Origin of the sequence: Pseudomonas sp. B3(2017) (assembly GCF_002113595.1) — a bacterium.
In the GTDB taxonomy this organism is placed as follows: Bacteria; Pseudomonadota; Gammaproteobacteria; order Pseudomonadales; family Pseudomonadaceae; genus Aquipseudomonas; species Aquipseudomonas ekonensis.
Genome location: NZ_NEIU01000011.1, coordinates 56,136 through 76,385, shown reverse-complemented (window position 1 = coordinate 76,385; position 20,250 = coordinate 56,136). Strand labels below are relative to the sequence as shown.

Below are 20,250 nucleotides of genomic sequence, written 5' to 3'. Positions count from 1 at the left end.
TGCTTACAGGCCGGAGAGGCCGAGGGCGGGGTCAATGGCGTCGAGGGTGTCGGCCAGGGTCTTGGCCTTGTCGGCGAGCTGCTTGCGCTTTTCGCCGCTGACGGTGTCGTAGCGCACGTAGGCGCCATCGGCCTTCAGGCCGTTGAGTTCGGCGTCGACGTCGGCGAGTGCCTGGTCAATCTTGGGCACCAGGTCGGCGGCGGATTTGGCCAGCATCGGGCGCAGCAGGTCGATGACCTTGCGGGCGGTCTCGACGTTGGCCGCAAACCCGTTGAGGTCGCTGTGGCTGTAGCGTTCCTCTTCGCCGCTGGCCATGCGCACGTCGGCCAGGGTGTTGAGGTTGCGCACCACGATTTCCACCAGTTGCTCCGGCGGCAGCGACTGGGCCAGCAACTGCAGCTTGAGCGTGGTCACGTCGTCCAGCAGCCGTTTGGCCACCGGGGCCAGGCCGTCGAGCTTGCGTTGCTGGAAGAGCCCGTACTCCAGGCGATGGAACCCGGTGAACCCCGGATCCTGTTCGCGTTGCTCGAAATAGTCGGCGCGGGCGTTGATGGCGTTGTCCAGCTCGCCCAGGCGCTGGGCGGCAGGGGCCAGGCGTTGATAGGCGGCACGGGCCGGCACGTACAGCGCCTGGGCCTGGGCCAGGTCGCCGCTGTCGATGGCCTGGTTCAGTGCCTTGACGGCCTTGATCAACGCACTGCTGTGCATGGCCACGTACACACGGAACTCCGACAGCGGCCCGACGAACGCGACCATCGACGGCTTGGCCTTGGCGGCGGCCTCGGAAGCGGCGGTGGGCGTCACGGTCAGCGTTCCGCGCGGGTTGCTGAGCAGGCCGCAGGTGATGGTGTAGGTGCCGGGCGCAAGGTTGGCGTTGATCACCTGGCTCAGGCCCGGCGCGATGTTTTCCCGTTCCTCGATCACCAGCACGCCGCTGAGGATTTCCCATTCCACCGCCCGGTCGGAGCGGTTGACGATGCGGAAACTGGAGTGGCCGGCCGGCACGGTCAGTTCATTCGGCTCGCAACTGCGCGGATGGATGTTGACCACCACTTCGTCGTGGTTGAGTTGACGCTTGGCCGCCGCCAGTTTCGAGGCGTAGTAGAACAGGCCGCCGGCGGCGATCATCACGATCACCGAGCCGGCCACCGCCCAGCGCAGGGCGCGGGGAGGGGAGGCCTGAAGAGAGGATGGCTTTGACATGAAGGCCCTTACTGGCTGGAAACGGAAGGAGATTTGTCGGCGGACTGGGGGCCGACGGCCGCCGCCGGATAGAAGAACACCGCCAGCGCCACCGCCAGATAGATCACGTAGGCACCCAAGGTGCTGACGGTCGGCGCGTCCTGATAGCCGAACATGCCGGCCAGCACCGAACCCACGGGGCCGTCCATCGGCAATGTCTCGCTGACGTCGAACAGTACGGTCTGCAAGTGGTTCCACAGCCCGGCCTCATGCAGGGCCTGCACGGAATTGGCGAGGATCCCGGCAGCGACCACGAGGATGAACAGCCCGGTCCAGCGGAAGAACGCCGAAAGGTTCAGGCGCATGCTGCCGGTGTAGATCAGGAAGCCGACGATGACCGCCAGGACCAGGCCGAGCAGGGCGCCGATCGGCGCGGCCGGGCCTTCGCTCTGCTGGAACACCGCCAACAGGAAGAACACGGTTTCCAGGCCTTCCCGGGCGACGGCGAAGAACACCATGGCGATCAGCGCGATGACCTGGTGCTTGGAGGTGGTCAGGGCCTGGTCGAGGGACGCCCGCAAGGAGTGCTTGATCGAGCGCGCCACCTTGCGCATCCAGAACACCATGGAGCTGAGGATGCCCACGGCCACCAGGCCGACCACGCCTTCGAACAGTTCCTGCTGCTTCTGCGGAAACTCGGCGCTGACCAGCTCCAGGCCGCCACCCACCAGCAAGGCCAGGGCCGCCGCGAGAAACACGCCGATCCACACCGCCGGCATCCATTGCCCGCGGCCGGTCTGTTGCAGGTAACTGGCGATGATGCCGACGATCAGCGCGGCTTCAATGCCCTCGCGCAACATGATCAAAAAAGGGACGAGCATTCGGTGTCCATGGGGTCGGGAAATGTAGTTACAAGTTGTAACATAATGAAATTCATTCTCACATGGCATCCGTTGACATTTACCTGAACCTTAGCTGAACAACCTGTTTTTGCATGGCCGAAACAGCGGTGGCCGTAGAAGGAGATCCTTGTGGGAGCCAGCCTGCTGGCGATGACATCAGCGAAGGCGCTATAGGGCTGCTGCTCACCAGGAAATGTGCCGGCCTTGAGCCGCTGCGTTAAGATGCCGGCACTCGAACAACCACGGATCAGCCGCGCTCCATGTCGGAAAAAGACACCATCGCCATTCAGCTTGTGCGCGAGGCGCTGCTGCAAAGCTGCGCACCGGGCCAGGCCACGGAAGAAGTGCTGAACAAGGTCGGGATCGCCCCGGCGCTGCTGCAGACCGACCACAGCCGGGTGCCGGCCTCGCAGTACGCCAGGCTTTGGCGGCTGCTGGCCCGGCGCGGCGATGACGAGTTCTTCGGCATGGATCCGCGCCGGCTCAAGTCCGGCAGCCTGGCGTTCCTCTGCCGCACTGCGATGGCGCAACCCAACCTTGCCCTGGGATTGGCCAGCGGGCTGAGTTTCCTGTCGCTGATGCTGGACAAGCTGCCGGCGCAACTGGTGCATCAGCAGAGCCTGGCGGAGATCGTTCTGCTGGAGGAGGACCCCGAGCCGCGCCGGGCGTTCACCTATTTCACCTACTGGATGATCGTCCACGGCGTGGCCTGCTGGCTGGCCGGGCGGCGGATCCCGATCCTGTCCATCGAGCTGCGTTGCGCGCAGCCGGACTTCTGCGACGACTACCGGGTGATGTTCTCGCAGAACCTGCGCTTCGACCGACCGCGTACCCGGATGATCTTCGCCGCCGATTGCCTGGACCTGCCGATCAAGCGCAGCGCCGATGAGCTCAAGCGCTTCCTGGCCCATGCCCCGGCCAACATCCTGGTGAAGTACCGCGACCCGCAAAGCCTGGCCAGCCGGATCCGTCACGACCTGCGCCAGTTGCCCGCCGAGCAGTGGCCGGAAACCGAAGCCCTGGCCCAGCAGTTGTGCATGTCGGCCTCGACCCTGCGCCGCCGGCTGGCGGAAGAAGGGCAGACCTGGCAGGGCCTCAAGGACGGCGTGCGCAAGGAACTGGCGATCGCCTGGCTGGCGGAGCCTTCGATCAGTTTCGCCGAAATCGCGGCGCGCCTTGGGTTTGCCGATGCCAGTTCGTTCTACAAGGCGTTTCGCAAGTGGTCGGGGAGCAATCCCGGGCATTACCGCAGCCTGATCCTGAACGAGGCGGTCTGATCTGGATTCTGCGATGAATTGACCGGCCTCATCGCCAGCAGGCCGGCTCCCGCAGGGCCTGAGCCTTGGCCAAACCGGTCATCCAACTTGACGCCTTTGACCATTGCCGCGCTCGCTGTGCGGAGCGACTATCCCGGTGTTGTTTACGGTTCCCCCAACCTAATAAGAACACAGAGGGATTCTGGCAATGCGCGATTACTTGTCCGCCACCGAACAGTTCAACTATCAGCACACCGTGGACGCCGTCCTCAGCGGCACGCTGGAGGCGCTCAACGCCTGTGTCGAATGCTGTGACCGTCACGCCTTGCCGGGTCGCATCGCGTTGTTCTGGGAAGGCCGCGACGGCGCCAGCGCGACCTACACCTTCAGCGACCTGCAGGATCAGGCCGCGCGCTTCGCCAATTTCCTGCTCGCCCAGGGCGTGCGCAAGGGTGACAAGGTCGCCGGCCTGCTGCCGCGCAACATCGAACTGCTCATCACCGTGTTCGCGACCTGGCGCATCGGTGCGGTGTACCAGCCGCTGTTCACCGCGTTCGGGCCCAAGGCCCTGGAACATCGCCTGAACAGTTCCGGCGCCAAAGTGGTGGTCACCGATGCCGTGAACCGGCCCAAGCTCGCCGAAGTCGACGGTTGCCCGACCGTGGTCACCGTCGGTGGCGCCAAGGGCCAGGGCATCGTGCGGGGCGATTTCAGTTTCTGGGCCGAACTGGCCCACCATTCCAACGTCTGCGAACCGGTGCTGCTCACCGGCGAAGACCCGTTCCTGCTGATGTTCACCTCCGGCACCACCGGCCCGTCCAAGGCGCTGTCGGTGCCGCTCAAGGCCATCGTCGCCTTCCAGAGCTACACCCGCGACGCCGTGGACCTGCGCCCGGAAGACGCGTTCTGGAACGTGGCCGATCCGGGCTGGGCCTACGGCATCTATTTCGGCGTCACCGGGCCGTTGTCGATGGGGCACCCGATCACGTTCTACGACGGCCCGTTCACCCTCGAAAGCACCTGCCGGGTGATCAACAAGCTCGGCATCACCAACCTGACCGGCTCGCCGACCGCGTACCGTCTGCTGATCGCCGGCGGCGACGAGTTCGCCAAGTCGATCAAGGGCAAGCTGCGCATCGTCAGCAGCGCCGGCGAGCCGCTGAACCCGGAGGTGATCCGCTGGTTCGCGGACAACCTGGGCGTGGCCATCCACGACCACTACGGCCAGACCGAACTGGGCATGGTGCTGTGCAACCACCATGGCCTGGAGCACCCGATCCACCTGGGCGCCGCCGGTTTCGCCTCGCCGGGCCACCGCATCGTGGTGCTCGACGAGCAAAACACCGAACTGGGCGTCGGCCAGCCCGGCATCCTCGCCATCGACCGCGACCGCTCGCCGATGTGCTGGTTCGCCGGCTACGAAGGCGCGCCGACCAAGGCTTTCGTCGGCCACTACTACCTGAGCGGCGACACTGTGGAGTGGAACCCCGACGGTAGCATCAGCTTCGTCGGCCGCAGCGACGACGTGATCACCACGTCCGGCTACCGGGTCGGCCCGTTCGACGTGGAAAGCGCGCTGATCGAACACCCGGCGGTGATCGAGGCGGCGGTGGTCGGCAAGCCCGACCCTGAGCGCACCGAACTGGTCAAAGCCTTCGTGGTGCTCAACCCGCAGTACCGCGCCGAACCTGCGTTGGCCGAAGAACTGCGCCAACACGTGCGCAAGCGCCTGGCCGCGCACTCGTACCCCCGTGAAATCGAATTCGTCAGCGACTTGCCCAAGACCCCGAGCGGCAAGTTGCAGCGCTTCATCCTGCGCAACCAGGAAATCGCCAAGGCTCAAGAGGCTGCGGCGAAAAACGTTTCAGCTTGAATCCAAGGAAACCGTCATGCAGATCGAGAACAAGGTATTTATCGTCACCGGCGGCGCGTCCGGCCTAGGGGCCGCCACCGCTGAATCGCTGGTCAAGGCCGGCGCCAAGGTGATGCTGGTGGACATGAACGCCGAAGCCGTCGCCGCCCAGGCCCAGCGCCTCGGCGCCCACAGCACGGTGGCGGACATCAGCAACGAGGCCGCCGCCGAAGCCGCCGTGCAGGCGACGCTAAAAGCGTTCGGCAGCCTCAACGGGCTGGTCAACTGCGCCGGCATCGTGCGCGGCGAGAAGATCCTGGGCAAGAACGGCCCGCACGCGCTGGCCAGCTTCAGCCAGGTGATCAACGTCAACCTGATCGGCAGCTTCAACATGCTGCGCCTGGCCGCTGCGGCCATCGCCGAAAGCGAAGCCAACGCCGACGGCGAACGCGGGGTGATCATCAACACCGCGTCGGTCGCCGCGTTCGACGGCCAGATCGGCCAGGCCGCGTACTCGGCCTCCAAAGGCGCGATCGCCAGCCTGACCTTGCCCGCCGCCCGCGAGCTGGCGCGGTTCGGCATCCGTGTGATGACCATCGCCCCGGGCATCTTCGAGACCCCGATGATGGCCGGCATGACCCCCGAGGTGCGCGACTCCCTGGCCGCCGGCGTGCCGTTCCCGCCGCGCCTGGGCAAGCCTGCCGAGTACGCCGCGCTGGTTCGGCATATCATTGAGAACAGCATGCTCAACGGCGAGGTGATCCGTCTCGACGGCGCCTTGCGCATGGCCGCCAAGTAAGGAGGATTTGTCATGACCACCGCCAACGATCCGATCGTCATCGTCAGCGCCGTCCGCACCCCGATGGGCGGCTTCCAGGGCGAACTGAAAAGCCTCACCGCGCCGCAGCTGGGCGCCGCCGCCATCAAGGCCGCCGTCGAACGTGCCGGCATCCGGGCCGATGCCGTCGATGAAGTCCTGTTCGGCTGCGTGCTGCCCGCCGGCCTCGGCCAGGCTCCGGCGCGCCAGGCCGCGCTGGGCGCGGGGCTGAACAAGTCGACCCGCTGCACCACCGTCAACAAGATGTGCGGCTCCGGCATGGAGACCACCATCCTGGCCCACGACATGCTCGTGGCCGGCAGCGCCGACGTGGTCATCGCCGGCGGCATGGAAAGCATGTCCAACGCGCCGTACCTGCTCGACCGCGCCCGCAGCGGCTACCGCATGGGCCATGGCCGGGTGCTGGACTCGATGTTCCTCGACGGCCTCGAAGACGCCTACGACAAGGGCCGCCTGATGGGCACCTTCGCCGAGGACTGCGCCGAGACCAACGGCTTCACCCGCGAGGCCCAGGATGCCTTCGCTATCGCCTCGACCACCCGCGCCCAGCAGGCGATCAAGGACGGCGCGTTCAAGGATGAGATCGTTCCGCTGACCGTGACCGTCGGCAAGGAACAGGTGGTGATCAGCAACGACGAGCAGCCACCCAAGGCCAAGCTGGACAAGATCGCTTCGCTCAAGCCGGCGTTCCGCGAGGGTGGCACCGTGACGGCGGCCAACTCCAGCTCGATCTCCGACGGCGCGGCGGCGCTGGTGCTGATGCGCCAGTCCCAGGCGCAGACGCTGGGCCTCAAGCCGCTGGCGGTGATCCACGGCCATTCGGCGTTCGCCGACACGCCGGGCCTGTTCCCGGTGGCGCCCATCGGTGCGATCAAGAAGCTGATGAAGAAAACCGGCTGGTCCCTGGAGCAGGTCGACCTGGTGGAAGTCAACGAGGCCTTCGCCGTGGTCGGCATGGCCGCCATGACCCACCTGGAGATCCCCCACGAAAAGCTCAACGTCCATGGCGGCGCCTGTGCCCTGGGCCACCCGATCGGCGCGTCCGGCGCGCGGATCCTGGTGACGCTGCTCTCGGCCCTGCGCCAAAGGGGCCTGAAGCGCGGCGTGGCGGCGATCTGCATCGGCGGCGGCGAAGCCACGGCGATGGCCGTGGAATGCCTCTACTGATCGCCAGGTCCCAACCCCTGTAGGAGCCAGCCTGCTGGCGATGGCGGCGGATCATCGACCTCTCTGTCGACTGACACACCGCTATCGCCAGCAGGCTGGCTCCCACACGAAGCAGTCGGCGTGACTTTTTAAGGATTCACCATGATTCCCAACGAAGACCAACAACAGATCCGCGACATGGCCCGGCAGTTCGCCGAGGAGCGGCTCAAGCCGTTCGCCGCCGAGTGGGACCGCGAGCACCGTTTCCCCAAGGAAGCCATCGGCGAAATGGCCGGCCTGGGCTTCTTCGGCATGCTGGTGCCGGAGCAGTGGGGCGGTTGCGACACCGGTTACCTGGCCTACGCCATGGCCCTGGAAGAGATCGCCGCCGGCGACGGCGCCTGCTCGACCATCATGAGCGTGCACAACTCGGTGGGCTGCGTGCCGATCCTCAAGTTCGGCAACGACGACCAGCGCGAACGCTTCCTCAAGCCGCTGGCCAGCGGCCAGATGCTCGGCGCCTTCGCCCTGACCGAGCCCCAGGCCGGTTCCGACGCCAGCAGCCTGAAGACCCGGGCGCGGCTGGAAGGCGACCACTACGTGCTCAACGGCTGCAAGCAGTTCATCACTTCCGGGCAGAACGCCGGGGTCGTGATCGTGTTCGCGGTGACCGATCCGGGCGCCGGCAAGCGCGGCATCAGCGCGTTCATCGTGCCCACCGACTCGCCGGGCTACAGCGTCGCGCGGGTCGAGGACAAGCTCGGCCAGCACGCCTCCGACACCTGCCAGATCCTCTTCGAGGACGTGAAGGTGCCGGTGGCCAACCGACTGGGCGAAGAGGGCGAGGGCTACAGGATCGCCCTGGCCAACCTGGAAGGCGGGCGCATCGGCATCGCTTCGCAATCGGTGGGCATGGCCCGCGCCGCGTTCGAGGCCGCCCGTGATTACGCCCGTGAGCGCGACAGCTTCGGCAAGCCGATCATCGAGCACCAGGCCGTGGCCTTCCGCCTGGCGGACATGGCCACCCAGGTCGCCGTGGCCCGGCAAATGGTGCATTACGCCGCCGCCTTGCGCGACAGCGGCCAGCCGGCGCTGGTCGAGGCGTCGATGGCCAAGCTGTTCGCCTCGGAAATGGCCGAGAAGGTCTGCTCGATGGCGCTGCAGACCCTCGGCGGTTACGGTTACCTCAACGACTTCCCGCTGGAGCGCATCTACCGCGACGTGCGGGTCTGCCAGATCTACGAAGGCACCAGCGACATTCAGCGCATGGTCATTTCGCGCAATCTTTGAGAAGGAATCCACACATGAGCTATGAAACGATCCTGCTGGAAACCCATGGCCGCGTCGGCCTGATCACCCTGAACCGGCCGCAAGCGCTCAACGCCCTGAACGCGCAACTGGTCAGCGAAGTGAACCGTGCCCTGGACGGTCTGGAAGCCGATGCGAACATCGGCTGCATCGTCATCACCGGTTCCAAGAAGGCCTTCGCCGCCGGCGCCGACATCAAGGAAATGGCGGAGCTGACCTATCCGCAGATCTACATGGACGACCTGTTCAGCGACAGCGACCGGGTGGCCAACCGGCGCAAGCCGATCATCGCGGCGGTCAACGGTTTCGCCCTGGGCGGCGGCTGTGAGCTGGCGCTGATGTGCGACTTCATCCTGGCCGGCGACAACGCGAAGTTCGGCCAGCCGGAAATCAACCTCGGCGTGCTGCCGGGCATGGGCGGCACCCAGCGCCTGACCCGTGCGGTGGGCAAGGCCAAGGCCATGGAGATGTGCCTGAGCGGCCGTCTGATCGGCGCCGAAGAGGCCGAACGTTGCGGCATCGTGGCGCGCATCGTGCCGAGCGACGAACTGCTGGACGAGGCGCTGAAAGTGGCGGCGGTGATCGCCAGCAAGTCGCTGCCGATTGCCATGATGGTCAAGGAAAGCGTCAACCGCGCCTTCGAAGTGAACCTGACCGAAGGCGTGCGCTTCGAGCGCCGGGTGTTCCATGCGGCGTTCGCCACCCATGACCAGAAAGAAGGCATGGCGGCGTTCATCGCCAAGCGCGAGGCTGAGTTCAAGGGCCAGTGAGGCGGCTCCGCTGCTGACGCCGTCGCTGGCAAGCCGAATCGTCGCACCGCAACTTCCACAGTTAACCGGGCCGTTCACAGATGGTGTGCTCGACACAGACCCTGTGGGAGCTGGCTTGCCAGCGATGGCGGAGTGTCAGTCGACACGGTTCAGAGAAAGACCGCAGCCTCATGCAGGCTGCGGTCTTTTGCTTTCAGATCAGGTAGTGCTTGAGCTCGCGGGCGATGACCATGCGCTGGATCTCGCTCGACCCTTCGTAGATCTGGGTGATCCGCGCGTCCCGGTAGTATTTCTCCACCGGGTAATCCTCCAGGTATCCGTACCCGCCATGGATCTGGATCGCCGATGAGCAGACCTTCTCGGCCATTTCCGAGGCGAACAGCTTGGCCTGGGACGCTTCGGACAGGCACGGCTTGCCGGCGGTGCGCAGGCGGGCGGCGTGCAGGATCATCAGCCGTGCGGCGTTCAGTTGCATGTGCATGTCGGCCAGCAGGTTGGCGATACTCTGGTGCTCGATGATCGGCGTGCCGAACTGCACGCGCTCACGGGCGTAGGCCAGCGCCGCTTCGAAGGCTGCGCGGGCGATGCCCAAAGCCTGGGCGGCGATGCCGATGCGGCCGCCTTCGAGGTTGGACAGGGCGATGGCCAGGCCCTTGCCGCGCTCGCCCAGCAGGTTGGTCTCGGGGATGCGGCAATCGTTGAGGGTCACGGCGCAGGTGTCGGAGGCGCGGATGCCCATCTTGTGTTCGCTGCGGTCAACGGTGAAGCCCGGGGTGTCGGTGGGCACCAGGAACGCCGAGATACCTTTCTTGCCCAGCTCCGGGTCGGTCACCGCAAACACGATGGCCAGCTTGGCCCGCTTGCCATTGCTGACGAACTGCTTGGCGCCGTTGATCACCCACTGGCCGTCGCGCAGTTCGGCGCGGGTGCGCAGGTTGTGCGCCTCGGAGCCGGCCTGGGGTTCGGTCAGGCAGAAGCAGCCGATCACCTGACCGCTGGCCAGGTCCGTCAGCCAGGTCTCTTTCTGGGCCTGGCTGCCGTAGTTGAGCACCGGGCCGCAGCCCACCGAGTTGTGGATGCTCATGAACGCGCCGGTGGCACCGTCGCCGGCGGAAATCTCTTCCACCGCCAGGGCATAGGCGACGTAATCGACATAGCTGCCGCCCCATTCCTCCGGCACCACCATGCCGAGCAGGCCCAGTTCGCCCATCTTCGCCACCAGGCCGTCGTCGATCCAGCCGGCCTTTTCCCAGGCTTGCGCGTGGGGCGCGATTTCGCCGCGGGCAAAGTCCCGGGCCATGTCGCGGATCATCACTTGTTCTTCAGTCAGTTCGAGATCGTGCATGGCTCAGCTCCCGCTCTCAGTGAAACCTTGGAAGAAACCCGCGACCCGTGCGGCGTCCAGCGCCTTGAGGGTGGGCGGGTTCCAGCGTGGGGATTTGTCTTTGTCGATCAGCAGGGCGCGCACGCCCTCGATCAGGTCGCCGCGTTCGAACCACTGCCGGTCCAGGTGCAGTTCGAGGGCGAAGCAGTTGTCCAGGCTCAGGTGCCGGCCCCGGCGCAGCATTTCCAGGGTCACGGCCATGGCCAGCGGCGAACGGGTCTCCATCAGGTCCGCGGTGGCGGTGGCCCATTCGTGGCTGTCGGCGACGGTCACGGTGCGCAGTTGCTCGACGATGCTCGGCACGTCAGGCAACGCGAAGAAATGGTCGATGGCCGGGCGCAGGGCCTGGAGCGGCGCGTCGGGCAGGGTCTGCACGGCGAGCCCGGCCAGCAGGCTCTGCAGATCCTTGAGCGGCGTGTCGTGCCATTGCAGGTGGTCGAGCCGCTCGTCGAGGGTCGCCAGTGCGGCACTCTCCAGATACCAGTCCGCCAACCCGCAGTACAGCGCATCGGCGGCACGGACCTGTACGCCGGTGACGCCCAAGTAGATCCCCAGCTCGCCGGGGATGCGTGGCAGGAAATAGCTGCCGCCCACGTCCGGGAAGTAACCGATGGCCGTTTCCGGCATCGCCAGGCGGCTTTTCTCGGTGACCACCCGCAGGTCGGCGCCTTGCACCAGGCCCATGCCGCCGCCCAGGACGAAACCGTCCATCAGCGCCAGCACCGGTTTGCGGTAGCGGTGGATCGTCAGGTCGAGGGCGTATTCCTCGACGAAGAAGTCTTCGTGCAGCGTGTCGCCGCTCTTGTGGCTGTCGTACAGGGAACGGATGTCGCCGCCGGCGCAGAACGCCTTTTCGCCGGCGCCGCGCAGCACGACGGCGCGGATGCGGTCATCGCCCGCCCAGGCGTCGAGGTGGCGCTGCAACTGGCGGACCATGTCCAGGGTCAGGGCGTTGAGCCCGGCGGGGCGGTTGAGGGTCAGGTGACCGATGTGATTGCGAACCTCGGCCAGCACGTCGTTCTGTGTGGCATCCATGGACGGCGTCCGCGGGGATGAAGCCTGAGCAGTCATCAGTAACTCCCTGCTTTTATTGTTTTTTGTGCGATGTGTGCGGTGTGCTCGCGCGCGAGCGTTGCCGGATCGTAACAGTGCAAATTTGCCGTGCACAACCGGGATCCGTGCAGGGGGTGTCTGCATTTTTGTCATGCCGGCGACCGTGTCCCGTCGCAAGTGCCGGATCTTCGGCGCCCGCGACAGAATCGGCTGTGAACGTGCCGTTATCAGCACAATAGAGGGGTCGCCGCCGCCCCATACGACACCTGCCGCCGACGGTCTGTTGGCATTCTGGCCCCCGGATCCCGAGCGCTCTGCGCCAAGGGTTTCAGCCCGGGCATCACCCATGTCCCGGAACAAAAACAACAAGAACGCTGTTGCGGCCGATGCCGCATCGACTTTCTGTTCCTGCCCATAAAGGCGGCCGACCGGCGCGGCCGCGACAATTCCAGACAGATCAGGACTCAAGAAGATGAAAACCAAATGGCTGAGCGTGTCCGTACTCGCGTTGCTGTGCTGCACAACCGGCGCCCATGCGAAGGAATGGAAAGAGCTGCGGTTCGGCGTCAACCCCAGTTACCCGCCCTTTGAGTCGACCACCGCCGACGGCGGCGTGCAGGGCTTCGGCGTGGATCTGGGCAATGCCATCTGCGCCGAGCTGAAGGTCAAGTGCGTGTGGGTCAGCAATGACTTCGACGGGCTGATCCCGGCGCTCAAGGCCGGCAAGTTCGACGCCATCGAGTCGTCGATGACCGTGACCGACGCACGCAAGAAGCAGATCGACTTCACCGACCGCCTGTACGCAGGACCGACCGCCATCGTCACCCGCAAGGATTCGGGCCTGCTGCCCACCGGCGAGTCCCTCAAGGGCAAGACCATCGGTTACATGCAGGGCACGATCCAGGAGGCCTACGCCAAGGCCCGCCTGGGGCCGGCCGGGGTGAAGCTGCGGGCCTACCAGAACCAGGACCAGGTCTACGCCGACTTGGTGTTCGGCCGCCTCGACGCCTCGATCCAGGACAAGCTGCAGGCGCAGATGAGTTTCCTCGCATCCCCCCAGGGCGCGCCGTTCCAGAACAGCGAAGGCATCAGCGACCCGATGATCCCGTCGGACATCGCCATCGGCGTGCGCCAGGGCAACGACGAACTCAAGGGCATGCTCAACGCCGCCATCAAGGCCCTGCATGACAAGGGCATCTACGCGCAGATCCAGCGCAAGCACTTCGGCGACCTGGACCTCTACAACAACTGATCCCCGCGCCCAGTGTGCTGTCCAAGCGCGCAGCGCACGGAGGCGGGCGGCAAACGACAGGTGACTGGCGTGAATGAATTCCTGAGTTGGACCGGGCTCGGTCTGTCGAGCCTGCAAGGCTACGGCCCGCTGTTGCTGCACGGCACATGGGTGACCCTGCAACTGTCGGCGCTGGCGCTGCTGGTGAGCATGGCCCTGGGCCTGTTGGGGGCGGCGGCCAAGCTGTCGCCGCTCAAGCTGCTCAACCTGCCGGCGACGTTCTACACCACGCTGATCCGCGGCGTGCCGGACCTGGTGCTGATGCTGCTGATCTTCTACAGCCTGCAGGGCTGGGTGAGCAGCCTCACCGAACTGATGGGCTGGCCGTACCTGGAGATCGATCCGTTCGTGGCGGGCATCGTCACCCTCGGCTTCATCTACGGCGCGTACTTCACCGAGACGTTCCGCGGGGCGATCCTCAGCGTGCCGCGGGGTCAGCAAGAGGCCGCCGCGTGCTTCGGCCTCGACCGCTGGCAGCGTTTCCGCTTCGTGGTGTTCCCGCAGATGATGCGCTTCGCCTTGCCGAGCCTGGGCAACAACTGGCTGGTGCTGCTCAAGGCCACGGCGCTGGTGTCGATCATCGGCCTGTCGGACCTGGTCAAGGTGGCCCAGGAGGCGGGCAAGAGCACGTTCAACATGCTCGACTTCCTGCTGCTGGCGGCGGCGCTGTACCTGCTGATCACCAGCGCCTCCAATTACGTGCTGCGCGCGCTGGAGCGCCGCTACAACCTGGGCGTGCGGGGGATGGCGCGATGATCGAACTGATTGCCGAGTACTGGAAACCCTTCCTGTTCAGCGACGGCGAGGCCCTGACCGGCCTGGCGATGACCCTCTGGCTGCTGGTGGCGAGCATCGCGATGGGGTTCTGCCTGTCGCTGCCTTTGGCGGTCATGCGCGTCTCGCGCCTGGGTGTGGTGCGCTGGCCGGTGCAGCTGTTCACCTACGTGTTCCGCGGCACGCCGCTGTATATCCAGTTGCTGATCTGCTACAGCGGGATCTACGGCATCGCTGCGGTGCGCTCGCAGCCGCTGCTCGAAGCGTTCTTTCGCGACGCGATGAACTGCACGTTGCTGGCGTTCACCCTGAACACCTGCGCCTACACCGTGGAGATCTTCGCCGGGGCGATCCGCAGCATTCCCTACGGCGAGATCGAAGCGGCCCATGCCTACGGCCTCAGCGGCTGGCGCCTGTACCGGCGGCTGATCCTGCCGTCGGCGCTGCGCCGGGCGCTGCCGTACTACAGCAACGAAGTGATCCTGATGCTGCACGCCACCTCGGTGGCGTTCACGGCCACCATCCCCGATATCCTCAAGGTCGCCCGGGACGCCAACGCCGCGACGTTCATGACCTTTCAGGCGTTCGGCATCGCCGGCCTGCTGTACCTCGCGCTGTCGTTCGGCCTGGTCGGCGCATTCCGCCTGGCGGAGCGGCGCTGGCTGAACTTCCTCGGCCCGGCCCACTGATCCTTTCTTTTGATCCAGAGCCGCGCCGGTGCAGGGCGGCTCCAGGAGTTTGATCCATGTACAAACTGACGGTAGAAAATCTGTACAAGCGCTTCGGTGACAACGAAGTGCTCAAGGGCGTCTCGTTGAACGCGCGGGCCGGTGATGTGGTGAGCATGATCGGCGCCAGCGGTTCGGGCAAAAGCACTATGCTGCGTTGCATCAACTTTCTGGAGCGGGCGGACGAGGGCGCCATCACCCTGGACGGCGAACGGATCCTCACGCGGCAGGGCGCCGGCGGCATGCGGGTGGCCAACCCCAAACAATTGCAGTCGCTGCGCACGCGTCTGGCGATGGTGTTCCAGCATTTCAACCTGTGGAGTCACCTGACCGTGCTGGAGAACATCGTGCTTGCGCCCTGCCGGGTGTTGGGCGAAAGCCGCAAGGAAGCCGAAGAGCGGGCGCTGGCGTACCTGGACAAGGTCGGCCTGCCGCAGCGGGTGGCGCAGCAGTACCCGGCGTTCCTCTCCGGCGGCCAGCAGCAGCGGGTGGCGATCGCCCGGGCATTGGCGGTGGAGCCGGAGATCCTGCTGTTCGACGAGCCGACCTCGGCGCTGGATCCGGAACTGGTCGGCGAAGTGCTGAAAGTGATTCAGGCCCTGGCCGAAGAGGGGCGCACCATGCTGATGGTCACCCACGAAATGGGCTTTGCCCGGCAGGTGTCCAGCCAGGTGCTGTTCCTGCACCAGGGACGGGTGGAGGAGCAGGGCGACGCGAGCCTGCTCGACCGGCCGCGCAGCGAGCGTTTGCAGCAATTCCTATCGGGTCGTTTGAAGTGAGGCAAGGGATACATGGCGGACATCCGCGATCTGACGATCGTGCTTGATCGGATCGATCAGGCCATCATCGAAGTGCTGCGCCACGAAGGGCGCATCACCTATCAAAAGCTCTCCGAGCGCGTGCACCTGACGCCCAGGCCTTGCCTGGAACGGGTGCGCAAACTTGAACAGCTCGGCGTCATCCGGGGCTACGGGGCGATTCTCGACGAGAAGAAGCTGACGCCGGGGCTCTCGCTGCTGGTGCTGGTGGCGCTGTCGAACCAGAGCGGGCGCGCGGCGCAGAAGGCCTTCGAGGCCAAGGTGCGCGCCTGCCCGCAAGTGCTTGAATGCCGGCTGATCAGCGGTGCGTTCGACTACAGCCTGCGCATGCGCTGCCGGGACATGGAGCACTACCGGGTGCTGACGGAAGTGTGGTTCGACGACCCGGACCTGCACATCGACAAACTGGTGAGCCACCCGGAACTGGCGACGGTGAAGACCACGATGGAGTGAGCCGGCCCGACACCAAGACCGCAGCCCGCAGGCTGCGGTTTTTTTTGCCCGGGCGCCTGCCGAATCGGCTGGGCAAACAGCCGATTTCGACCGTTTCCATCACTGGCGGTCGGCGCAACAACCGGGTTTGTTCCGGGCCGGAACAGACAATGGGCACCTCCCAACCCTCATCGGTTCCGTGCCCATGCAGACCACCAACACCGTTTTGATGATTCGCCCGACACGCTTCTCCTTCAACCAGGACACGGCGGCGAACAACCGCTTCCAGCGCCCGGCGGAGCACGCCGAAGACGTGCAGCTCAAGGCCTTGCAGGAATTCGACGGCTACGTCGCCGCGCTGCGCGGGCACGGGGTCGAGGTGCTGGTGCACAACGACCGCGAGGCCCCGCACACCCCCGACTCGATCTTCCCCAACAACTGGTGGAGCAGCCACCCCGACGGCACGCTGGTGCTGTACCCGATGCAAGGGCAGAACCGCCGACTGGAGCGCGACAAAGGCGTGCTCGACTGGCTGGGCGAAACCTACCGGGTCGAGCGCCTGGTGGACCTTTCCGGGCTGGAGCGCCAAGCGGTGTTTCTGGAGGGCACCGGCAGCATGGTGCTCGACCGTCAGCAGCGCATTTGCTACGCCGGCTATTCGACCCGCACCCACGGCCATGCCCTGGAGCAGGCGGTCGAGCAGTTGGGGTATTCGCTGTGCGCCTTCAACGCCGTCGACCGCCAGGGCGTGGCGATCTACCACACCAACGTGATGATGAGCGTCGGCACCCGGCTGGCTGTAGCGTGCCTGGACAGCGTCGCCGATGCCGGCGAGCGCCGGGCGCTGCGTTCGCGGCTGGAGGAGAGCGGCAAGCAGGTGATCGCCCTGGACTGGGCCCAGCTCGAATCCTTCGCCGGCAACATGCTGGAAGTCCACAACGACGCCGGCGAGCCGCTGCTGGTGATGTCGCGCACCGCGTGGCAATCGCTGAACGCCGCCCAGCGCCGCACCCTCGAAAGCCTGGCCACGCCGCTGCCGGTGAACATCGACACCATCGAACGCATCGGCGGCGGCAGCGCACGCTGCATGCTGGCCGAGGTGTTTTTCCCCAAACGCGAGCCGCAACCGCTGACCGCCAAGGAGCGCACCCGATGATCGTCCGTCCAGCCACCCCCGATGACTTGCCCGCCTTGCTGGCCCTGGCCCACAGCGCCGGCGCCGGTTTGACCACCTTGCCCGCCGACGCGGCCCGTTTGCGCCAGCGCCTGGACTGGGCGGCGAAAACCTTCGCGAAAGAAGCCTCCCGAGCCGATGCCGATTACCTGTTCGTGCTGCAGAACCCGCACGGCGAGGCCATCGGCATCTGCGCCCTGGCCGGCGCGGTGGGCCTGCGCGAGCCCTGGTACAACTACCGCTTGGGGCTGTTCGTGGCGGCGTCGAAGAACCTCGGCATCAACCAGCAACTGCCCACGCTGTTCCTGGGCAACGACATGACCGGCCAATCGGAGCTGTGCTCGCTGTTCCTGCACGCCGACCACCGCAGCGGCCTCAACGGCCGGTTGCTGTCCAAGGCGCGGTTCCTGTTCCTGGCGGAGTTCCGCGAGCGCTTCGGCGACAAGGTCATCGCCGAAATGCGCGGCTATTCGGACGAGAACGGGGTGTCGCCGTTCTGGGAAGGGTTGGGCCGGCACTTCTTCAAGATGGACTTCGCTGATGCCGACTACCTCACAGGCCTGGGCAACAAGACCTTCATCGCCGAACTGATGCCCAAGTTCCCGCTGCCCACCTGCCTGCTGCCGGAAGCCGCCCGCGCGGTGATCGGTCGCGTCCACCCCAACACCGAACCGGCGCTGGGCATGCTCAAGGCCGAAGGCTTCGAACACCGCGACTACATCGACATCTTCGACGGCGGTCCGCTGATCGAATGCGACACCGGCCAGATCCGCGCCGTGCGCGACAGCCAGGTGCTGCAACTGAGCCTCGGCACACCGGGGGACGGGGCGGATACCTGGCTGATCCACAACCGTGGGTTCGCCGACTGCAAGATCACGGCCGCGCCGGCGCGGGGGGCGGCGGGCACCTTGATCGTCGATGCGCAGACCGCCGGCACGCTGGGACTGACGGCCGGGGCGTCGGTGCGGGCGGTGCCGCTGGCGGTGCCGGCGCGGCAGCAAGCGGCGGCGTGAGCTCGGCCCGAGGTCAGGGCTTGGCGCCGAGCACTTCGCCGATGCTGCGCCGTTTGGCGTGCAGCTCGCTGGCATGGATCAGTTGCTCAAGGTCTTCCGGGGTGACGTCGATGAAGGCTTCCATGTCGGCCAGGGCCAGTTTGAGGTCGTCGGCGGTGATGGCCAGGGCGTCCACGGGGGCGACGGCGGGGGGCGGTTCGGCGGGGCGCTTGGGGTAGTGGATGCGCGTCAGGTTGTTGTAGGCCAGCGCGCAGACCACCAGGCTCACCGCGCTGAGCATCACAGGCCCCAGGGCCGTCCAGTCCATGGCCACGGTGGCGGGGTCGGCCAGCACCATCGTCAGGGCCACGGCACCGGCCGGGGGGTGCAGGCAGCGCAGCCAGCACATCACGATCAGCGCCATGCCGGCCGCCAGGCAAGCGCTGCCCAGGGTGCGGCCCAGCACATGGGCCACCAACAGCGCGACTGTGCCGGCGCACAGGTAGCCGCCGACGATCGACCAGGGTTGCGCCAGGGCACCGGAGGACACCGCAAACAGCAGCACCGCCGAAGCGCCCAGCGGGCCCATCACGTGATAGGCCGCCTGGATGCCGAACACCTGGCTGCACACCCAGACGCTGACCAGCGTGCCCAGGGCCATGCCGACGGCGGCGCGGCTCCATTCGGTGGGACGGGTGTTGACGGCGGCAGGCAACCAGCGGGCGAGCATGTGAAGACGTTCCTCGTGGATCGGGCAGAAAAGCGCAAGGCAAAAAAAAGGACTTGTCCGTGATGTCCGGAAAGTCCTTCGAAACGTTCCAACTATTGGGGGAGGAACGCGCACAGTGTGCCAAGCAAACTGGATGCTGACAAATTCATATAAATGCAGTTTCAGTGCACTATTTTTGCAGTAAGGCCACCCGCCGTCCGCTCATGAAGCACAGGAAGCCGCCCATCGCGGTCAACCCGCTCAAGGCGTAGAACATGGTCGGCGCCGGGGTGTGCATCAGCAGGAAGCCGCAGATCACCGGGCTCAGGGCGCCGCCCAGGGCCGCCAGGTTCTGCGCGCCGTAGTAGCTGCCGCGCAGTTCTTCCGGGGCCAGGGTGTCGACGAACAGGAACTCGGACGGGTAAATGATCATCTCGCCGAGGGTGAAGATGAACATGGCGACGCACCAGCTCACCAGGCTGTCGGCCAGGCTGAAGCCGATCAGGCCGGCGATGAACAGGCCCGTGCCGGCGACGATCCAGTAGCGCAGCTTTTCCCGGCTCAGGAACCGGCCGATCTGGTATTGCAGCAGGATCACCGCGATGGCGTTGCAGGCGAGCAGGGCGGCCATGGTCTTGAGGGCCTGCTGCGAATCCTCGACCACCAGCAGGTACTGCGACAGGTACAGGGTGAAGCGCCCGTGCACCACGGTGCTGAGCAGGCAGCCGCAGGTGAACATGATCAGGGTGCGGTCGTTCTTCAGGGTCACCAGGGTCTTGAGAAAGCTCTGGGGCTGGCCGATCACGGCCACGGGGTTGGCGTCCTTGGGGATGCCGACCATCAGGAAGATGCTGGCGAAGGCGATGGCGGCGGCGATCAGGAACGGCGCGATCGGATAGACCCCGGCGATCACCACCCCGAGCATCGGGCCGGTGGCGTAGCCGATGTTGGTCAGGGTGTAGCGCAGGGAGAATGCCTTGGCCCGCTGGTTGATCGGCAGGTGTTCGCTGAGGATCGCCTTGGAGCCGATCAGGAACAGGGCCGAGGCGGTTTCGGTGATCACCAGGGTGGCGGTGGTCAGGTACAGATTGTGGGCGAACGTCAGCAGCACGAAGCCGATGGCGCTGGAGAGCATCGCCAGGATCAGCAGCCGGCGCTTTTCCAGGCGGTCGATGATGTAGCCGCCGTACAGCGCGAGCAGGGTGGCGATGAACACCGCGATGCCCAGCAGCAGACCGACGTCCTGCTGGTTGAGGCCCAGCTTCTGGCTCAGGAACAGGGTGAGCAGCGGGCTGGTGATGGCGCGGCTGACGACGATGGTCAGCGAGACGATCATCAGACGGCGGATAACGAGCGAATACTTGGCCACGGAAAATCAAATGTCCTTATTCATTTAGTGTTTTGCTCAACTGGAAACCGCGTGGCCTTCATCGCTGGCAAGCCAGCTCCCACAGGAATCCGGGCCGGACGCAGAACCTGAGCCCGGCACACAACCCTTATGGGAGCCAGCCTGCTGGCGATGAGGCCGGCACTTCTAGCCTCGATGTCGCCTGCCGGATCGCCATCGCCAGCAGGCTGGCTCCCACAGGAATTTCGGCTGGATGCAGGACCTGAGCCCGCCGCAAAACCCTGTGGGAGCTG

The 20,250-nt window shown here is 65.8% G+C and carries 19 protein-coding genes; 13 read left to right on the top strand and 6 right to left on the bottom strand.

Annotation, left to right across the window (positions count from 1 at the left end):
- Positions 1-3 precede the first annotated feature (3 nt).
- Together efeO and efeU are read right to left on the bottom strand one after the other, a co-directional pair.
- Entirely contained in the window at positions 4-1,203 is a 1,200-nt protein-coding gene (gene efeO, locus CAG33_RS17310; protein WP_085639639.1) for an iron uptake system protein EfeO, read from the bottom strand.
- 8 nt (positions 1,204-1,211) lie between these two features.
- The gene (gene efeU, locus CAG33_RS17305; protein ID WP_085639636.1) at positions 1,212-2,063 is read right to left on the bottom strand and encodes an iron uptake transporter permease EfeU; all 852 of its coding nucleotides are present in this window, start codon (positions 2,061-2,063) and stop codon (positions 1,212-1,214) included.
- Positions 2,064-2,344: 281 nt separating this feature from the next.
- Between efeU and CAG33_RS17300 the strand changes: the two genes are divergently transcribed.
- From CAG33_RS17300 to CAG33_RS17275, 6 genes are all read left to right on the top strand, one after another.
- Positions 2,345-3,361: an AraC family transcriptional regulator gene (locus CAG33_RS17300; protein ID WP_085583095.1), complete on the top strand. Its 1,017-nt coding sequence runs from the start codon at positions 2,345-2,347 to the stop codon at positions 3,359-3,361.
- A 187-nt stretch (positions 3,362-3,548) separates the two neighbouring features.
- Positions 3,549-5,213, top strand: a complete 1,665-nt coding sequence (locus CAG33_RS17295) for an AMP-binding protein (RefSeq protein WP_085639633.1) — start codon at positions 3,549-3,551, stop codon at positions 5,211-5,213.
- Between the two features lie 16 nt (positions 5,214-5,229).
- On the top strand, positions 5,230-5,991 hold the full coding sequence (locus CAG33_RS17290) for an SDR family NAD(P)-dependent oxidoreductase (protein WP_085583091.1): 762 nt from the start codon (positions 5,230-5,232) through the stop codon (positions 5,989-5,991).
- A gap of 12 nt (positions 5,992-6,003) precedes the next feature.
- Complete coding sequence (locus CAG33_RS17285) at positions 6,004-7,197, top strand: acetyl-CoA C-acyltransferase (protein ID WP_085583089.1); 1,194 nt, start codon at positions 6,004-6,006, stop codon at positions 7,195-7,197.
- Positions 7,198-7,338: 141 nt separating this feature from the next.
- On the top strand, positions 7,339-8,466 hold the full coding sequence (locus CAG33_RS17280; protein WP_085583087.1) for an acyl-CoA dehydrogenase: 1,128 nt from the start codon (positions 7,339-7,341) through the stop codon (positions 8,464-8,466).
- Between the two features lie 14 nt (positions 8,467-8,480).
- On the top strand, positions 8,481-9,254 hold the full coding sequence (locus CAG33_RS17275; RefSeq protein WP_085583085.1) for an enoyl-CoA hydratase: 774 nt from the start codon (positions 8,481-8,483) through the stop codon (positions 9,252-9,254).
- Between the two features lie 193 nt (positions 9,255-9,447).
- Here the strand turns inward: CAG33_RS17275 and CAG33_RS17270 are convergent, their stop codons facing one another.
- The gene (locus CAG33_RS17270; protein WP_085639630.1) at positions 9,448-10,599 is read right to left on the bottom strand and encodes an acyl-CoA dehydrogenase family protein; all 1,152 of its coding nucleotides are present in this window, start codon (positions 10,597-10,599) and stop codon (positions 9,448-9,450) included.
- A 3-nt stretch (positions 10,600-10,602) separates the two neighbouring features.
- On the bottom strand, positions 10,603-11,709 hold the full coding sequence (locus CAG33_RS17265) for an enoyl-CoA hydratase/isomerase family protein (protein WP_085639627.1): 1,107 nt from the start codon (positions 11,707-11,709) through the stop codon (positions 10,603-10,605).
- A 454-nt stretch (positions 11,710-12,163) separates the two neighbouring features.
- Between CAG33_RS17265 and CAG33_RS17260 the strand changes: the two genes are divergently transcribed.
- The 7 genes from CAG33_RS17260 to astA all read left to right on the top strand — a co-directional run bounded on the left by CAG33_RS17260 (position 12,164) and on the right by astA (position 17,921).
- Positions 12,164-12,943: a transporter substrate-binding domain-containing protein gene (locus CAG33_RS17260; protein WP_085583079.1), complete on the top strand. Its 780-nt coding sequence runs from the start codon at positions 12,164-12,166 to the stop codon at positions 12,941-12,943.
- Between the two features lie 69 nt (positions 12,944-13,012).
- Positions 13,013-13,738 (top strand): ABC transporter permease, encoded by a 726-nt coding sequence (locus CAG33_RS17255; RefSeq protein WP_085639624.1) that lies wholly within the window; start codon positions 13,013-13,015, stop codon positions 13,736-13,738.
- Positions 13,735-14,445, top strand: coding sequence for an ABC transporter permease (locus tag CAG33_RS17250; protein WP_085632514.1), 711 nt, complete (start codon positions 13,735-13,737; stop codon positions 14,443-14,445). Before CAG33_RS17255 ends, CAG33_RS17250 begins: the two co-directional genes overlap by 4 nt.
- Positions 14,446-14,501: 56 nt before the next feature.
- Entirely contained in the window at positions 14,502-15,263 is a 762-nt protein-coding gene (locus CAG33_RS17245) for an ABC transporter ATP-binding protein (RefSeq protein ID WP_085639621.1), read from the top strand.
- 12 nt (positions 15,264-15,275) lie between these two features.
- Complete coding sequence (locus CAG33_RS17240) at positions 15,276-15,755, top strand: Lrp/AsnC family transcriptional regulator (RefSeq protein WP_085583070.1); 480 nt, start codon at positions 15,276-15,278, stop codon at positions 15,753-15,755.
- Between the two features lie 184 nt (positions 15,756-15,939).
- Positions 15,940-16,890 (top strand): citrulline utilization hydrolase CtlX, encoded by a 951-nt coding sequence (gene ctlX / locus CAG33_RS17235; RefSeq protein WP_085639618.1) that lies wholly within the window; start codon positions 15,940-15,942, stop codon positions 16,888-16,890.
- Positions 16,887-17,921, top strand: coding sequence for an arginine N-succinyltransferase (astA, locus tag CAG33_RS17230; protein WP_085639615.1), 1,035 nt, complete (start codon positions 16,887-16,889; stop codon positions 17,919-17,921). The genes ctlX and astA overlap by 4 nt, the downstream gene beginning before the upstream one ends.
- A 13-nt stretch (positions 17,922-17,934) precedes the next feature.
- Here the strand turns inward: astA and CAG33_RS17225 are convergent, their stop codons facing one another.
- On the bottom strand, positions 17,935-18,630 hold the full coding sequence (locus CAG33_RS17225; RefSeq protein WP_085639611.1) for an HPP family protein: 696 nt from the start codon (positions 18,628-18,630) through the stop codon (positions 17,935-17,937).
- 169 nt (positions 18,631-18,799) lie between these two features.
- A complete protein-coding gene (locus CAG33_RS17220) occupies positions 18,800-19,978 on the bottom strand; it encodes an MFS transporter (RefSeq protein WP_085639607.1) in 1,179 nt (392 codons plus the stop codon).
- Positions 19,979-20,250 lie beyond the last annotated feature (272 nt).

Coding starts and splice junctions, on each gene's coding strand:
- astA (WP_085639615.1), top strand. CDS start 16,887: ATGATCGTCCGTCCAGCCACCCCCGATGACTTGCCCGCCTTGCTGGCC.
- ctlX (WP_085639618.1), top strand. CDS start 15,940: ATGCAGACCACCAACACCGTTTTGATGATTCGCCCGACACGCTTCTCC.
- CAG33_RS17300 (WP_085583095.1), top strand. CDS start 2,345: ATGTCGGAAAAAGACACCATCGCCATTCAGCTTGTGCGCGAGGCGCTG.
- CAG33_RS17260 (WP_085583079.1), top strand. CDS start 12,164: ATGAAAACCAAATGGCTGAGCGTGTCCGTACTCGCGTTGCTGTGCTGC.
- CAG33_RS17245 (WP_085639621.1), top strand. CDS start 14,502: ATGTACAAACTGACGGTAGAAAATCTGTACAAGCGCTTCGGTGACAAC.
- CAG33_RS17280 (WP_085583087.1), top strand. CDS start 7,339: ATGATTCCCAACGAAGACCAACAACAGATCCGCGACATGGCCCGGCAG.
- efeU (WP_085639636.1), bottom strand. CDS start 2,063: ATGCTCGTCCCTTTTTTGATCATGTTGCGCGAGGGCATTGAAGCCGCG.
- CAG33_RS17265 (WP_085639627.1), bottom strand. CDS start 11,709: ATGACTGCTCAGGCTTCATCCCCGCGGACGCCGTCCATGGATGCCACA.
- CAG33_RS17275 (WP_085583085.1), top strand. CDS start 8,481: ATGAGCTATGAAACGATCCTGCTGGAAACCCATGGCCGCGTCGGCCTG.
- CAG33_RS17290 (WP_085583091.1), top strand. CDS start 5,230: ATGCAGATCGAGAACAAGGTATTTATCGTCACCGGCGGCGCGTCCGGC.
- CAG33_RS17225 (WP_085639611.1), bottom strand. CDS start 18,630: ATGCTCGCCCGCTGGTTGCCTGCCGCCGTCAACACCCGTCCCACCGAA.
- efeO (WP_085639639.1), bottom strand. CDS start 1,203: ATGTCAAAGCCATCCTCTCTTCAGGCCTCCCCTCCCCGCGCCCTGCGC.
- CAG33_RS17295 (WP_085639633.1), top strand. CDS start 3,549: ATGCGCGATTACTTGTCCGCCACCGAACAGTTCAACTATCAGCACACC.
- CAG33_RS17240 (WP_085583070.1), top strand. CDS start 15,276: ATGGCGGACATCCGCGATCTGACGATCGTGCTTGATCGGATCGATCAG.
- CAG33_RS17250 (WP_085632514.1), top strand. CDS start 13,735: ATGATCGAACTGATTGCCGAGTACTGGAAACCCTTCCTGTTCAGCGAC.
- CAG33_RS17270 (WP_085639630.1), bottom strand. CDS start 10,599: ATGCACGATCTCGAACTGACTGAAGAACAAGTGATGATCCGCGACATG.
- CAG33_RS17285 (WP_085583089.1), top strand. CDS start 6,004: ATGACCACCGCCAACGATCCGATCGTCATCGTCAGCGCCGTCCGCACC.